We start from the raw sequence: 15,710 nt of genomic DNA on the forward strand, positions 1-15,710 counted from the left end.
TCTACCAGGTTGTATATTTGAGTTTAGGAAAAGCACGAATCACATCTGAAAGACTTATTTGACCTATTAACCTTCCATCCTTCAAAACAGGAAATCTTCTAATTTTTAGTTCTAAAAATTTTCCTGCAGCATCAAATAATGATAAATCAGGAGTTAGGGTAATCACATCTCGGGTCATATACTCACTTACCTTTCCGGGAAACCCAGGGGTATTGGTATATTTTCCTTTGATTATTTCCCGAAGACAGTCCACCTCAGATATAATTCCAACCAGAGCTCCAGACTCATCGACCACAGGCGCTCCGGAAATTTTTTTCTTAGTCAAAACTTCCATTACCTTATCAATGGTGTCATTCGGCCCGAATGTCACAAGATTGGTACTCATATGATCTTTAACCAAAATCTGATCAATAGGAGACTTCTTTGGTTCTACTTCCCTTACTCCTTGAAAACTTTTTACCATAGTCGAAAGAATTTTAGTGAATGTATAAGATACTAAAATTCTTTGGTTTATAAAACTCAATATTGATTTTTACTTTAATTATAAAATAAAATTGTTTTATATTTATTTATTCAAAATATTATTCTTAATAAGTAAAATTGGAGTCCAGTAATTATTTAATTTGTTGCTGCTCTTTGGCGCCTCAAATAACCCAGCAATCACGTCTAAATCGCCATCTGAGTCAATATCACCAACTGCCAAAGAGGTGATATTTTTATCCTTAAAAGTTTGAATTGTGTACGGTTTGAACTCTACTTCTTTCTGATCATTTTCAAAAAATACAATTTCACTATGCATTTCTTGATTTAGCGAATTATATGATGAACTGACCACTATATCTAAATCACCATCTAGATCAAAATCCTCCACAAAAAGTGAAGTCCCAAAATGAAGTGGGAAAAACCATTCTTCCTCGAATTCCAAAGCTCCTTTATTCAAAAAGACTCTAATACCTTGATAATTTTTGGGTTCCGGACTTAAATTGGAATTCGCTCCATTTAATAGAACAATATCAATTAAGCCATCTTGATTAATATCTTTTATTGCGAAATCAGTAATACCAAAAGAGGGGTGAAACTTTAACAATTCTCTTTCTTTAAACTCCCCTTTTCCTAGGTTTTCCCAATAATAAACTCCACCTGTAGCCTTTGAAAATATACCAAATACATCTAAATCCCCATCCGAATCAAAATCAAGCAAAACCGTCTTCTTAGAACCTGGATTACTGTTAATTACCATCTCTTCGAGTTTATTATTTTTCGATAGATAGACACTTAACTTTCCTATGTGATTTCCAAAATGTGAAATCACATAATCTTCTATTGAATCCATATTTAGATGACCGAAAGAAACATGAACAGGTCGAATTAAGCCTTCATTTAACCTGATTTTGGACCAAGAATTTTTCTCTGCATAGTGTTCTAAAACTCCAGCTGAATCTTGATTTGAATAAATTTTATTCATTGCTAGCAAACTCAAGCCTTCGCCATTTCCTACTAAATAAACTGGAAAAAGAGGAGTGGATATAGAGTCTAAAATGATTGGCTTATTTTTCAAATCAATCTGGAAAAGGCCCTTCTCACTATCTCCCAACCAAACTAGGCCAGATTTATCTACAAGGACTAGAGTAGTAATGTTGGAATAGGACCTAGGCATTTCTATCTCATTCGCTTCCAGCCAAGCGACTTTTGCTTTTACATTAGTTGTTCTTTCATTTGGTGGAAGCTCGGTTGGTGCCTCTTGTAAATAATATTCTTTGAGCTTATCCCAATCCTTTTTCTTAATAAGAGGAATTTTGGCATATACCCCATCTGGCACCCCCAAATCCTCTGGCAGAGGAACCCCAAAGTCCTCTTCCAAATAAAGCCCCATCCTCCTTCTCATATCCGGAAGCACATTGTTTTCCCAAGTAGCTTTATCCAACACCTCTGGTTCAGGTTTTAGGTGGCAGTTGCCACAATAGACATCAGCAAGTTGCTTTCCATCCAACTTTAAGTCCATTTGTGAAAGCTGATAAAGAGTTGGAATTGGTTGCTTTCTCTCTGAAATAGGATTACAGGATGAACCTATCGCGATTAGTGCAAAAAGAAGTAGGATAATCCTCATGAGGCAAATGCTTTCAAGAAATTCTGAACTTTAGCAGCGTCAATCCCTAAATGCTCGAAGAATGAATTTTCGTCAGGAGAAAACTTTACTTCTGAGTATGTAAACCGATTTTCGGATCTCACTTTAACCTTACATGAAGCATGGATTTCCTTGAAATTTTCAAAAGATTGAAGCTCTTTCACATGTGCTGGTTCTGAGCCTCCCCCTGGCATTATGATGATTCGATTTCCAGCTTTTTCCAGCATTCGCTTGATGGTATTTATACCCTCTGAAACCGAATTTTTTGCACCTGAAGTAAGAATTCTGGCGAATCCACAATCCACTATATCCTCCAAGCTTTCTAATGGATTTTTACTGACATCAATTGCTCTATGAAAGGTACAGGGTTTACCAGCAGCTGATTTCAAAAGTGTATTGCACGCTGCTTTATCCACTTCACCGTTTGGCTTAAGTGCTCCAAAAACAAATCCGTCTGCTCCCATCTCTCCCAATATTTGAATATCTCTCTTCATCACCTCTAACTCTCCTTTGCTATAACAAAAATCCCCGCCTCTTGGTCGAATCATTACAAAAATTGGGATTTGAACCGTTTCTTTTAAAACCTTCAACATACCAGCCGAAGGAGTTTCCCCTCCCTCCAAGAAGCTCCCACATAACTCCAATCTATGAACTCCAAAATCAGCTGCATCTAAAGCCGATCTCAAATTGAAAACAGGTGCTTCTAAAATATACTGATTCATACTAATAATGACTTTTTGAATCAATCAAGATATTTTCTTGAGTAGTCCCCTTGGCAAAATTGAAACCCGGATGAACTGCATAAGCTCCGATCTGACCTTCCTTATTGATAGCAAGAAACCCAGCCTGAATATCCTTGATGTCCTTTTTATTTTTGGCTATCAATCTTCTGACAGCTTCCTCACATGCTTCCTGCGGAGTTCTTCCCTGCCGCATCAGCTCCACAATCAGAAAACTCCCACAAATTCTGATAATCGACTCTCCTAATCCGGTAGCGGTAGCTGCTCCCACTTCATCGTCTACATAAAGACCCGCACCGATTATAGGACTATCCCCCACTCTGCCATGCATTTTATAAGCCAATCCACTGGTTGTACAACTTCCCGCAAGCCTTCCTGAGGCATCCATACCTATCATTCCAATAGTATCGTGATTTTCTATATTGATCACCGGCTTGTATTGGCTGGTCTTTTTCCACTCCTCATAGGCTTTTGCGGCTTTGGGACTTAAAATCTCTTTTTCTATCGGGAAACCTTCAGCAATGGCAAACTGCCTGGCACCCTCACCAGCCAACATTACATGTGGCGTCTTTTCCATCACTGCTCTAGCCAAACTAATAGGATGCTTTACCTGCCGCACAAAGGCCACAGAACCACAAGAACCGTCACCTTTCATAATGGACGCATCTAAAGTAGTAATCCCTTCTCTATCAGGTAAACCCTGGAGCCCAACTGATAAATTATCAAGATCCAACTCTGTGTCTTTTACCCCTGCTTCTACTGCATCTACTATGTTCCCTGACTCTTGAAGTTTCTTCAAAGCGGCCTCATTGGCAGGTAAGCCATGATTCCAAGTTGACAAAATCAAAGGCTTCTCTCCATTTACTAATCCTTGTTTTTTTTGAGTAAAGGCTTGAGAAACTCCAGGTATAAAAATGGCAGAACCTAAAAGGGATTGCTTGATAAATTTTCTTCTTTGGGACATTAGGCTTAATTTAGGTTTTGGGGTTTAAAATCCATTTCAAATCCCTAAATAAGCCTTTTTTCGCACAAATCCTTATAAAATTCCATGAGACCCTATATCCTAAAAGAAGCAAATTGGAAAGCTCTAAAGACACATCGATTTGACCTTGCTGTTCTCCCTTGGGGAGCCACCGAGGCTCATAATTACCATATGCCTTATGGCACAGATGTGTACGAAGCAGATGCGATTGGTGAAGAAGCAGGAAAAAAAGCTTGGGAAAAAGGTGGCAATGTTGTGATTCTCCCCACCATTCCATTTGGGGTCAATACAGGTCAGTCTGATATTTATTTGGACATGAATCTAAATCCAAGCACTCAGTTTGCCATTTTGAAGGATTTGATTGAAGTATTGAATCGACAAGGAACAAAAAAGCTCCTGATTCTCAACAGTCATGGGGGAAATGACTTTAAAACTGCACTTCGGGAACTGGGTCTCCAATATCCAGACATGATGCTCTTTACCTGCAATTGGTTTCAGGCTTTAGACAAAACTCAATACTTCGAAGAAAGTGGGGATCATGCGGATGAAATGGAGACTGCGTTGATAATGCATTTGCATCCTGAATTAGTATTGCCGCTTGAAGAAGCTGGAGATGGAAAAGAAAAGAAATCCGTAATAGCAGGTGTCAGAGAAAAATGGGCGTGGGCAGAAAGAAAATGGTCTCAGGTAACTGAGGATACTGGAATTGGGAATCCAAAAAAAGCCTCCCCTGAAAAGGGAAGGCGCTATTTTGAGGACGTTACAGACAAAGTTGCGGAGTTGATTTTGGACATTTGCTCTGTCAACTCCAATGAACTCTATCGCTAATTAATCTAATACAGATAAGTCAAAGTCTTTTACTGCTCCAGTATAGTCTACTACTTTAAGGGATTTAAGGCCTTTAGGAAGTATAATTTCTCTGGAAGATTGGGATAAAAACCCAGATCCATGATTTACTTCTATGCGTTGGGTTTTCCCATTTTCAAGTTCAACCAAAATAGCTGATACTTCCTGACTAGGTTCAATAGACTGAGATTCTTGATTTTTGCTACGAAACACCTTTAATTCTCCTCTATTTTGAGAAGCAATATAAAGTGGGCTACCATTTACGGAGCTTAGTTTGACCAATGCTTTAGCATCTCCCGGCACAATGAAACCACTCTTATCTGACTTGGCTGGAGTAAAACCACCTTTACCATCTCCCAATAATACCAAGCCATTTAGGGCATCCAACCTTCCAATAAAGATTTCATTTCCAAAATCATTTCCGACCAGGAGTATGTCCAAGAAACCATCTTGATTTACATCTTCCGCCAGAATACCATTTACAGGAGCTAGTTGAGCTAAACTTGGCAATTCATGAATTTTAAACTTTCCATTACCTAGATTTTCCACATAAGAGGATCGATCATAATTTCCTGTCAAAATCAAGGCATCTTTTCTTTCTTCTTCAGAAAAAAGAGTTTGCTCAGTACTCAAAGCATAAAGCTTATATCGCTCAAACTTCCTCCTAAACAATATACTTTGGCCATATAAATCATCCCAAAAATGACTTGGGAAAGATTCATATGCTCCTTGCCTATTTTTATACCAAGCAAAAGTTACAGGATCTACACTTCCATTGTTATCAAAGTCTTTGGCATATATTTTCACCGGCCTTTCGAAGGTTGGATGAAAATGATTATTTGCTCCAAGATTCCCCACCACAAAATCCATATCTCCATCTTGGTCAAAATCACCTGACTGAATGGAATTCCACCACCCTAGATGATTTTCCAATCCCGTTTCAACTTTTTTAAGTTGGGATCCATCATTTTTAAATAATGTAATCGGCATCAATTCACCTACTACTATCAAATCCATCAATCCATCACTATCAACATCAGACCAGATTGCATCTGTAACCATTCCTACCGTCCTTAATTCCGGCGCAATTTGATCAGTTACATCTTCCAATATTCCCTGATTATTCTGCAATAGATAACTATTCTCAGGATAAGGATATTGTGCGATGGGAGTTCGGCCACCAACGAAAAGGTCAATAAACCCATCCTGATTAAAATCAGCAGCCCTTACAGTACTGCCACTGGCTTTGATCGCGTTGAAATTTTTATCGAGGGAGAAATTACCAGCTCCATCGTTGAGATAGACCCTATCCGTGTATTCTGCAGAATTGGTTGGAAATTCATTACTACCGCTGACTAGGTATAAATCCAAATCTCCATCATTATCCAGGTCTATCAATAAAACCCCCATTTCTTCGAAATTTGGATTTCCTTCAGGTAATAAATCTCTTTGAGAGAAAGTGCCATTTCCACTCTGTAAGAATACTTGAGGATGGAACCCAGAGGAAGAACCAATAATCAAATCTTCCATTAAGTCCCCATTGATATCCCCTACAGCCAAGGCCGGTCCATATTGAGTTAACTTATGAGGAAGAGTTCTCTGGACATTGAAATCTATTTTATCATTTTCCTGATGAACATAAACAAGCCCAAGGTTTTGAGAAACCTCTTCAAATAAGGAGTCCTCAGAGCTTTCATCTAGGATTGCCAATTGGTTGGGGCCTTGATTTGCTGTTTTGTATGAAACCTCGACTTTGGAATTTAATTCAGGGGATGACAATTCATTTACTTTTCCATCAGGCCAAATAACCTTGAGGCTTGTAATACTTTGGCCGGCTGGAATTCCAAAATGTAAAACCTCCTCGATAGAAGACATATAGCCCCTGATAACTTGTTGTTCCTGGAAAAGCTGATTGCCATCCGATAAGCTGACAATGACCTTACTGCCTAATCCTTGGGAGTTTTGAACAGGGCCCTGAAGTTTGACTCTTAAATACCCTCCTTTTTCTTTTTTCTCATTCAGTTTGTTTTCAAAAACAAAAGCTGGATCATTGATATTATTGATCACATAATCCAAGTCTCCATCTAAATCCAAGTCCACCAAAGCTGCTCCATTGGAAAAAGATGGTTTATCCAAACCCCAATCCTTCCCAGTATCTTTGAAAGTCAGGTCTCCTTGATTTTTGAAAGCATAGTTAGGAATTTTAACAATCGGAATTGAATCCAGAAGTTGCCGGACGGTAGCAATACTCCCCACGTCAGCCCGATAATTTGCAAAGTCCTTATCAGTGATGTCCCTTGGAAAACCGTTAGTCACCAATAAATCTCTTTGTCCATCATTATCCACATCTCCAAATAAAGGGGACCAAGACCAGTCTGTTTGATAAATCCCTGCATACATCCCAATTTCACTAAATGGGGCTTTTTCTCCATTATTGAGATGAAGCATATTTCGCACATGCTGATATTCATAGCCCCATTGTTCATTACTGATATACACCTGGTAAGAGTTCTTACCTATCGTAGTCTTTTTTCTGTAATTATCCTCTCCCAGCATGTCTAAGGTGATAAGGTCAGGTTTGAGATCATTATTAAAATCTGCAATATCTGATCCCATAGAAAACTGGCTTTGATGTTTTAGCTTTTGAGAGGATTGGTTTGAAAAGGTCCCATCCTGATTATTGATGTATAGGATATCATTAGTCACATAATCATTGGAGACATGAATGTCCGGCCAGCCATCATTATTGAGGTCTGCGATTAAAAGTCCTAGACCGAAACCTTCAATGGTAATGCCAGCTTCAAGAGTAACATCAGTAAAGGTTCCATCTCCATTATTTCTATAGAAAGCATCATTATTGATTGCCGAGCCATCAGTAATTTTTTCTCTATAATTAGAAGGAATGATTTTACTTTGCTCGTTATTCAAGACATATAAGTCCAGATCACCGTCCAAATCATAGTCGATAAACGCAGCTCCCATCCCATTACCGGCATCAGCAATTCCATAGCTTTCTGCCATTTCTTTGAAAGTGATTTGCCCCTCTGCATTATTTCCCTGGTTGACAAAAAGTAAGTTGTTTCGTTCTCCCGGCCCTGTTTTCATGGCAGAAACAACATAGATATCCATCCATCCGTCACCATTGATATCAACCACAGCTGAGCCCGTGCACCAAAAGTTTGCTGCTTCGATTCCTGCCAAAGCAGATACGTCTTCAAACTTAAAATCACCTTGATTAAGGTATAATTTATTGGAAACCTGATTTCCTGTAAAAAACAAATCCGGGTATCCATTTTGATCAAAATCCGCAATTGCTACACCTCCACCATTGAAAATGTATTCATCAGTTAAAATATTGAATGAGTCGGTTTCTATAATCTCATTATTAAATGAAACTCCGGTTGATTCAGGTGATTTTAATTCAAATAAGGTATCGGACTTTTTGCAGGAAATGAGTAAAATTCCTCCTAATAAAGCCAAATAAAAGGATAGGTTCTTCATAGGTAAATTGGGTGAATGAGTCAGCTATGAAATTAGCATATCTCTTGAAAGTCTCGAAATAAAAAAGGGCTTTTAACAAACAAAGGACAAAAAAAAGAAGGCCCGAAGGCCTTCTTAATAATTTCTAGTTTCTAGAAAATTAGAAACCAGGGTTCTGAATAAGTATGTCAGATCCCACCAAGTCAATTTGATCTTGAGGAATTGGTACCAAACGGAACTTGTCAGTGAACTTAGCTCCACCTAGAGCTCCAGTAAGGATAGTTCCATCCAAAGCTAGGTAGAAATCAAGCTCTGCCTGAACTGTATTCCATCTTACTAAGTCATAGAATCTGTGACCTTCCATCCCCAACTCAAGCAAACGCTCCATGCGAACAGCTCTTCTGGCTAATGCAGCATCTGTCCAAGGAGCAGTGTAAGTAGATACCACATAATTAGCAGCCATGGTACCATCAGCTCTCATCAACTTAGAGTTCATTGCTCTTGTACGAACTCTATTGACTTTAGCTCTAGCACTTTCCAAGGCTCCTGTTTCAATATCTGCTTCTGCAGACATCAATAACACATCTGCAAATCTGATGATCATATAGTTAATACCAGTATATCCTGGAGTCCAAGAAGAGTTATCTTGGAAAGAACCTTGCTCAGATCTTTCGTAAACATACTTCTTAGGAGAATAAGGTCCACCATTTGGTTGGTTTCTAATCCAGGCAGCACCTGGATGATCTTGCCAATCCAAATAAGGAATTCCTCTTCTACCTACAGTATGATCAAGTCTTGGATCAAGATTTCCAGTATCTGGAGTAAATGCCTGATCGGAATTTAAGCCCATGTCAGATTTTACTCTGTTTCCAGGGTTATTGTAAGACTTATCCAAAAGAGGAAGACCGTTAGCATCAGTTCTGAATGCATTGACAAAGGTGAAAGATGGCTGGAAGAATCCACAACAGTTACCTGGGCCTGCTGGACCTGTATTGTATGGAAAATTCAAGTCAAACATTGGGTTGGCATTTGCCACTGACCCCGTATTTGCAGCTGATTGATAAGCCCAAACAGATTCCTGATGGTTATCATTTGCTCCTCTGAACATGTCATCATAATAAGGAACCAAGTCATACTTCAATCCATTGGAAGTAACTCCATTTGCAATCACATCGTCAAACAAGGTTTTCGCTTGAGCAAATTTTCCTTGATAAAGCAATGCTTTAGCCATGTAAGCTTTTGCAGCCCATGAATTAACACGGCCTACTTGAGCTTGGGTAGGAGGTAAGTTATCAATAGCAAACTGGAAATCTGCTTCGATAAATGGCCAGAGGTCTTTATCATTTTTCACATCTTCCAAACCACTACCGTAATCCACGGTCTCGTCCACGTAAGGAGTATTATTATAATCCCTCTTCAACTCGAAATAGTAGTGCCCTCTCAAGAATCTCGCTTGCGCACTAATTCTCTTTTTATCTGCCTCAGTTACATCAGGTCCAGGATTGTTCAATAGTCTTAGAACGTTATTTACTCTTGCTATCCCTTCGTAACAAACATTCCACTTTGATCCCATTTCACCTCCAGCAGCGTCATTTTCATAACGCTGAATTGGGTTAATAGTAGTGAAATCACCCGGGTCAGTACCTTTATTGGCCTCTCCCCCTCTAATACTTCCCCAAACCCAGTTGGATGGGGATCCCAAGCGGTTTCCTCTACCATTCACCTGTGAATAAGCTGCTATCAAAGAAGCTTCAATCCCCGCAAGGGAGGAAAGCTGAGCTTCCGCTAGCAAGCCTGTAGGCGCAACGTCAAGGAAATCATCGCTACAACTCACTGCTACCATCATCATTGCTGATGACAATAGGGCTCCGATTTTTAATTTAAAATTGTTCATTTGATTTAATCTATTATAGTTTCTATAACTCGATTCGCTTTAATGTGTTTAGCTTAGAAGCTGACATTCAGACCCAAAGTATAACCTCTGGTAACAGGGTAGTTACCTACGTCGATACCAAATGTCAAGTCAGCATCACCACCTACCGCAGGGTCAAGACCCTGATATCCTGTGATTGTAAATAAGTTGTTTGCAGATGCAAATACTCTCAATCTTTCAATTCTCCATCTCTGAAGCAAGTTTTGAGGAAGCGTGTAACCTAAAGTCACGTTCTGCAATCTCAAATAAGATCCATCTTCTACATAGTAGCTATTCTCAACAGTTGAAGTAGAGAATGTAGAAGAACGGTCTACGATTGGAACAGTAGCATTGGTATTGGAAGGACTCCAAGCATTTTTCAATCTTTCTGAAATAGCTGCTCCTTCGAATGTAGAGAAGAAGTCAGTAAACCACTTAGACTGGTTCCATACTTCGTTTCCGATAGAAGTATACAAGTAAGCTGACAAGTCAAATCCTTTATAACCTACTGTGAAGTTTACACCACCAGTAAAATCAGGAATTGGATTACCAAGAACTTGTCTATCCTCAGGAGTAATTACTCCATCACCATCTGTATCTTCATACTTGAATCTACCAGGAGCGGCACCAGCCTGAGTAGCGTGAGAGTTCACATCCTCTTGGCTTTGGAATAGGCCTACTACTTTATATCCGAAGAAAGTAGACAAAGGCTGACCAACTTGGTTACGGATTGGACGAATGCCTCTATACGCAGGGTTTACGGAAGTAATGATTTCCAAACCTGGAGCAAGAGATACGATCTCATTTTTCAAAGTAGATCCTGTTACTGTCAACTCATAAGTCAATGAAGAAGAAAGGTTACCTCTGGTTGTTACCAAAAGGTCTAAACCTCTATTCAACATTTCACCGATGTTTACCGCAGGCGCTGCCGCGTTACTACCAGCTGTCAATGGAATTGGAACAGTAAACAATAAGTCTTTAGTATCTTTTCTCCACCAGTCAAAGATAACATCCAAACGACCGTTGAAGAATGTACCATCAAAACCGATGTTTTGAGTAACAGCAGTTTCCCACTGTGCATTAGGGTTACCGATTCTTGTTCTTCTGAATCCAATAATCGCAGAAGAGTTAGTACCACCTATATCGTAAGAAGAAGCTCCCACTGTTCCTCCAAATAGAGAGAATTGGTTGTTTGGATCCACGTTATTGGAGTTACCCATTTGTCCCCATCCACCACGGATTTTCAAATCATCAATCCAAGTAGCTGATTGCAAGAATTGCTCAGAAGAAAGTCTCCAAGCTGCAGAAAACGCAGGGAATACACCATATCTGTTATTTGCACCGAATCTTGAAGATCCATCTCTACGCACGACAGCACTGAATAAGTACTTATCGTTGAAGGTATAATTCACACGACCAAATAGAGAGTAGAAGTTTACACCTCTAAATAGTCCAGAGTTTACTTGTCTGGTAGAAACAGGCAAGTTGGAGATATTTACGAAATCTGGATCTCTTGAGAATGGATTCTGACCCGAAGCATCAATATTTCTACCAGCACCTGTATTCAAGGCCTCCTGACCTAAGATCACGTCAAATGCGTGCTTATCAAAGGTTTTCTTCCAAGATAAAGTATTGGTAAAGGTCCAAGCAAAATTGAATCCGGAGCCTTCGTTATACCCAAATGCAGAGTTGTTTTCAGAGTTTTCATACTGCAATCTGGAATAACCCCAGTAGTAATAGTTGTTATACTGACCACCGATGCTAGATCTGAATCTCAAATCTTCCATCAAATCGTACTCAGCATAAATATTACCGAAGACATTCGCGTTAAAGTTTCTGTTGTCTCTCTGACCGTCTCGGTTAGCAACTGGGTTTCTTGGATTGTTGAAACCTCTTGCCGCAGTACCTGCATATCCACCAAATTCATCGTAAACCGGAATGATAGAAGGCATACGGAAAGCTTGAAGAATATCATTTTCATCATCTGATACACCACGACCACCGGTACCACCTTGCTGACCTAATACCTGACGGTAGGTAGCTTGGAAGTTTTCGCCGATTCTGAATTTCTTGGTCACATCAAATTCAGAGTTTGCTCTGAATGTCAATCTTCTAAAGTTATTCACGATCATGATACCAGCTTGATCCTGATATCCCATACCGATGAAGAATCTGCTTGATTCAGATCCACCATTCAAACCAATTGAATGTCTGTTCAAAGGAGCATTTCTCGTTAAAGCCTGATACCAATCGGTACCTTCTCCTGTAGCAGCTCTTACCAATTGGTAAACTGGACCCTTTGTTGGGTCAATATTGTATTTTGCTCTTTCTTCTTCAATTCTTTGAGGAGAGAAAGGACCAGAAACACCTGCAGCACCACCCACATTAATGTAATATGGCAATACAGGAGTAGCTCCTGTTCCAAATTGAGGGTGACTGTAGTTTGGAGATCTTCCGTCTATACGAGCTTGGTTTGTTTCAGCCAACCAAGTAAATGTTGCGAAATCCTGAGGATTCATCATGTCAAGTCCTTGACCCGGAGTGGTTAAACCGAACATACCATTATAATCTACTCTTAATTTTTGGTTACCTCTTCTACCTCTTTTAGTAGTATAGATAATTACACCGTTTGCTGCTCTAGCACCGTAGATTGAAGCTGCTGCTGCATCTTTCAAGACAGTAGTGGACTCAATATCATCCGGATTTAAGAAATCAGTGGATTGAACTGGAACCCCATCCACAACATACAGTGGCTCATTACCTCCGAAGGCACCGAAACCACGAACACGAATAATAGAAGAAGTACCTGGCTGACCGTTTGTAATTACGGTAACACCTGAAACTCGACCTTGAAGGGTTTGCTCAATATTACCAGTTGGTATTACTGTCAAATCCTTTGGATCGACTGTGGCGATAGCACCTGTAGTTTCTCTACGGCTATCAATTGTATAACCTGTTACAACCAACTCCGTAAGAGTTTGCTCATCAGGTCTCATTTTGACATCAACAACACTTCTATTTCCTACAACCTGCTCGATTTTGGCGTAGCCGATGAAGGAGAAAACTAGAACTGCCTGATCATTAGGCACATTAAGGGAGAATTTCCCATCAATGTCTGTGGCGGTTCCCGTGGTTGTTCCTTTCACTAAAACAGAAACACCCGGTAGCCCCACATCATACTCATCTAGCACAGTACCAGTAACTACGCGTTGCGCCATGGCAACCGAACTGGCAAATACTAAGAGCAATATTAAAGCGCTTAGACTTTTGTAAACATTTTTCATAAACATAGATAGATTGGGTAACAAGATTAATCTCAAATACTTGTTTGTTAATTGATTTGTGCAATCGTTTGCGATTATTCTTAAAATAATTGCAATAGGTATTGTCTGAAATTTCAGAACTCTATTGCCGTTATACCGTGGTACGAATACCTGCAAAAGGAGAGTTTCCTCTTAGGTTTGAGAGCATCCAGCGATGCCATTTGAGAGATGGAAAATAGCTAGGTAGTATAGGTCATAGGCAGAATTTTGGGTTTCATTGTAATCTTAATCATCAATGTTAATTATTCTTAAACAAATATCAAATTTCTAGAGGTTAAATATTATTTGGCGATTTGAGTCTTTCAGAAAGACATTATTCCACATTTTTAGTAATACTCATAACAATTTAGATGTTTTATAGCTGAAAGAAAACCTGTTTTCGCCCTTTTTTGAAAAATTTCTCCAAAAAAGCGAAACTTTTTACCCCAAAATTCGAAAGAGTTCTATTTCAAAAATTTTATTTACTCCTTCTAAGAATCTGAAAAAATTCAGGAATTCCTCTTAATTCATCGAAATTTGGATCTATCAAGGCTTTAAGATAAAGGGACTCATTGGCAGCAACTGCTTTTTCCAATTGGATCATGGCGACTTCTTTTTGTCCGCTATTTATGGCAACCAGCGCTAAGCCATAATAACCATAACCAAAATCTCTACTTCGAATCACAGATTCTTCAAAGGCAAGGGAGGCCTCTCCGTAATTACCCGCTAAAAAATAAGCCAGCCCCTTATTAAAAAAGTCCGCTGGATCAGTAAATGCATAATCATATCTCAAGGTTGCCAACTTATAATCACCCCTCAAAATATCCAGAGCACCTCTCAAACTTTCATTTATCATCAAAAACTCAGGATCTCTGGTCAAAACAGAGGCCCCCGAAAGATATTTATATGCTTCCCAGTAATTTCCTTTCAAGGCATAAATCTGCCCCAAGTTATGGAGTGAATAGGGATTATTTTCAAGTTTAATGGCCTGTTGCAATAACCATTCTGCCTCATTCCAAAGATTTTCCTGAACATCTCTATCCAAGGTTCGCTGAGCCTCTCTCATTCTCACTAATCCTAAATTATTATAAGGCAAAGGGGACCTAAATAAAGTGGTCATTTTAGAATAAATTCTGGCTTTTTCTTCCAATCTCGGCGCAGTCTCTCCAGCAATAGCCCAGTCTAGAAATGAAAGTTTGGAGGTTGCAATATTCTCTTCCAGCTCTTGCCGTAAAATGGCAGTCTTTTCAGTTCCCAATCCTGATCCAGGTTTTGCTATTATTTCCACTTTCGCTACTCTCAACTTGGGAAACAACTGACGGGAAAGCTGATCGAAGCCATTAATTGATCTCAATTGTTCCTGCTGCGTTAAAAAATCTTCCCCATTCATCAAAATCGCATAGTAGCTGTCTTTTTTGGAGGTGGAAAGTTCAGGGAAATCTCTTAAAAGAAGTCGAAGGTCAAACCAATCATTCCACCGGGAAGAGACTTGAATGATGGAATCTCTGAGTAATAAATTTCTTTTGACGATTTCGCTTTTTATAGAAGTTGCCCTATCCATTCCCAAGCGACTACTCCTTCCCTCCCTTTGTTCTGGGGATTGCAAACCCGTAATTTTCACTGAAACGATAGCAGGATTTTCTGTCAAAAAGGAAGTCATATCCTCAAAAACTGATTCATTGGAGGAGTTTTTTAAATAATTCGATTCACCTGGGTTGAAAAAAAACTGAAATTCTCTGTTTCTAACCGCTTCTCGACCTGTCACTCCAACCGGAATAGCCAATCCAACAGTAGGGATTTGTTCATCAGGAACAACTCTTCCTATTTTTGCTAAAAAAGGAGTTGTGTCAACCCCCTTTCTTAAAATCTTAATTTCATAGGGTTGATTACTGGCTTTTTTACCTTGAAAAAATCGTGCCTCCAATACCGCTGATTCCATCCAAGGTTTAAATGGGATCTTGAAATCCTTCTCTACAGCATAGTCAGAAAGGTTTTTCTTTAAACTCAACATTCCAAAATTGATGCTATCTGTCTCAGATTTCCACACAAGCTTCATCTGTGGGTTTCTGGGAGTCATTACAGATTCAATTGGAATTTTTCCTTTCACTGTAAATCTCACAGAGTCTCGCAGATAAACCAGTTTTTCTTGCTTAACATCAATATCATTTAGAAAACGTAAGTCCTGCCCAAAGGAGAACTGAACTAACATACTCAAAATGAGAAAATTGAATATTTTTATTTTCTTTAAAAACAATCGGGCAGACATTTTGCTTTTGTAATCCTAAATTGAATTTTTGTAACTTACAACCAAACTAAACCATCA

General features: G+C 39.2%; 9 protein-coding genes. 1 reads left to right on the forward strand and 8 read right to left on the reverse strand.

The features are described 5' to 3' along the window. Position 1 precedes the first annotated feature (1 nt). From B2906_RS10335 to B2906_RS10350, 4 genes are all read right to left on the reverse strand, one after another. A complete protein-coding gene (locus tag B2906_RS10335) occupies positions 2-463 on the reverse strand; it encodes a CBS domain-containing protein (protein ID WP_219958050.1) in 462 nt (153 codons plus the stop codon). A gap of 102 nt (positions 464-565) precedes the next feature. Continuing rightward, positions 566-2,107, reverse strand: coding sequence for an FG-GAP repeat domain-containing protein (locus tag B2906_RS10340; RefSeq protein WP_286939334.1), 1,542 nt, complete (start codon positions 2,105-2,107; stop codon positions 566-568). Then, the gene (locus B2906_RS10345) at positions 2,104-2,847 is read right to left on the reverse strand and encodes a copper homeostasis protein CutC (RefSeq protein ID WP_286939337.1); all 744 of its coding nucleotides are present in this window, start codon (positions 2,845-2,847) and stop codon (positions 2,104-2,106) included. The genes B2906_RS10340 and B2906_RS10345 overlap by 4 nt, the downstream gene beginning before the upstream one ends. A 1-nt stretch (position 2,848) precedes the next feature. Next, a complete protein-coding gene (locus B2906_RS10350) occupies positions 2,849-3,829 on the reverse strand; it encodes an isoaspartyl peptidase/L-asparaginase family protein (RefSeq protein ID WP_286939339.1) in 981 nt (326 codons plus the stop codon). Between the two features lie 84 nt (positions 3,830-3,913). On the opposite strand from B2906_RS10350, the gene B2906_RS10355 reads away from it, so the two are divergent. Further along, a complete protein-coding gene (locus tag B2906_RS10355) occupies positions 3,914-4,675 on the forward strand; it encodes a creatininase family protein (protein ID WP_091655623.1) in 762 nt (253 codons plus the stop codon). Here the strand turns inward: B2906_RS10355 and B2906_RS10360 are convergent, their stop codons facing one another. From B2906_RS10360 to B2906_RS10375, 4 genes are all read right to left on the reverse strand, one after another. Continuing rightward, on the reverse strand, positions 4,676-8,194 hold the full coding sequence (locus B2906_RS10360; protein WP_286939341.1) for a VCBS repeat-containing protein: 3,519 nt from the start codon (positions 8,192-8,194) through the stop codon (positions 4,676-4,678). It abuts the gene before it with no gap. A 139-nt stretch (positions 8,195-8,333) separates the two neighbouring features. Then, positions 8,334-10,067 (reverse strand): RagB/SusD family nutrient uptake outer membrane protein, encoded by a 1,734-nt coding sequence (locus B2906_RS10365; protein ID WP_286939351.1) that lies wholly within the window; start codon positions 10,065-10,067, stop codon positions 8,334-8,336. Positions 10,068-10,120: 53 nt separating this feature from the next. Next, positions 10,121-13,375 (reverse strand): SusC/RagA family TonB-linked outer membrane protein, encoded by a 3,255-nt coding sequence (locus B2906_RS10370; RefSeq protein ID WP_286939355.1) that lies wholly within the window; start codon positions 13,373-13,375, stop codon positions 10,121-10,123. A 490-nt stretch (positions 13,376-13,865) separates the two neighbouring features. Beyond that, a complete protein-coding gene (locus B2906_RS10375) occupies positions 13,866-15,596 on the reverse strand; it encodes a tetratricopeptide repeat protein (protein WP_286939360.1) in 1,731 nt (576 codons plus the stop codon). Positions 15,597-15,710: the final 114 nt, after the last annotated feature.

Source organism: Algoriphagus sp. UBA3586 (genome assembly GCF_002376385.1).
Lineage (GTDB): Bacteria > Bacteroidota > Bacteroidia > Cytophagales > Cyclobacteriaceae > Algoriphagus > Algoriphagus ornithinivorans.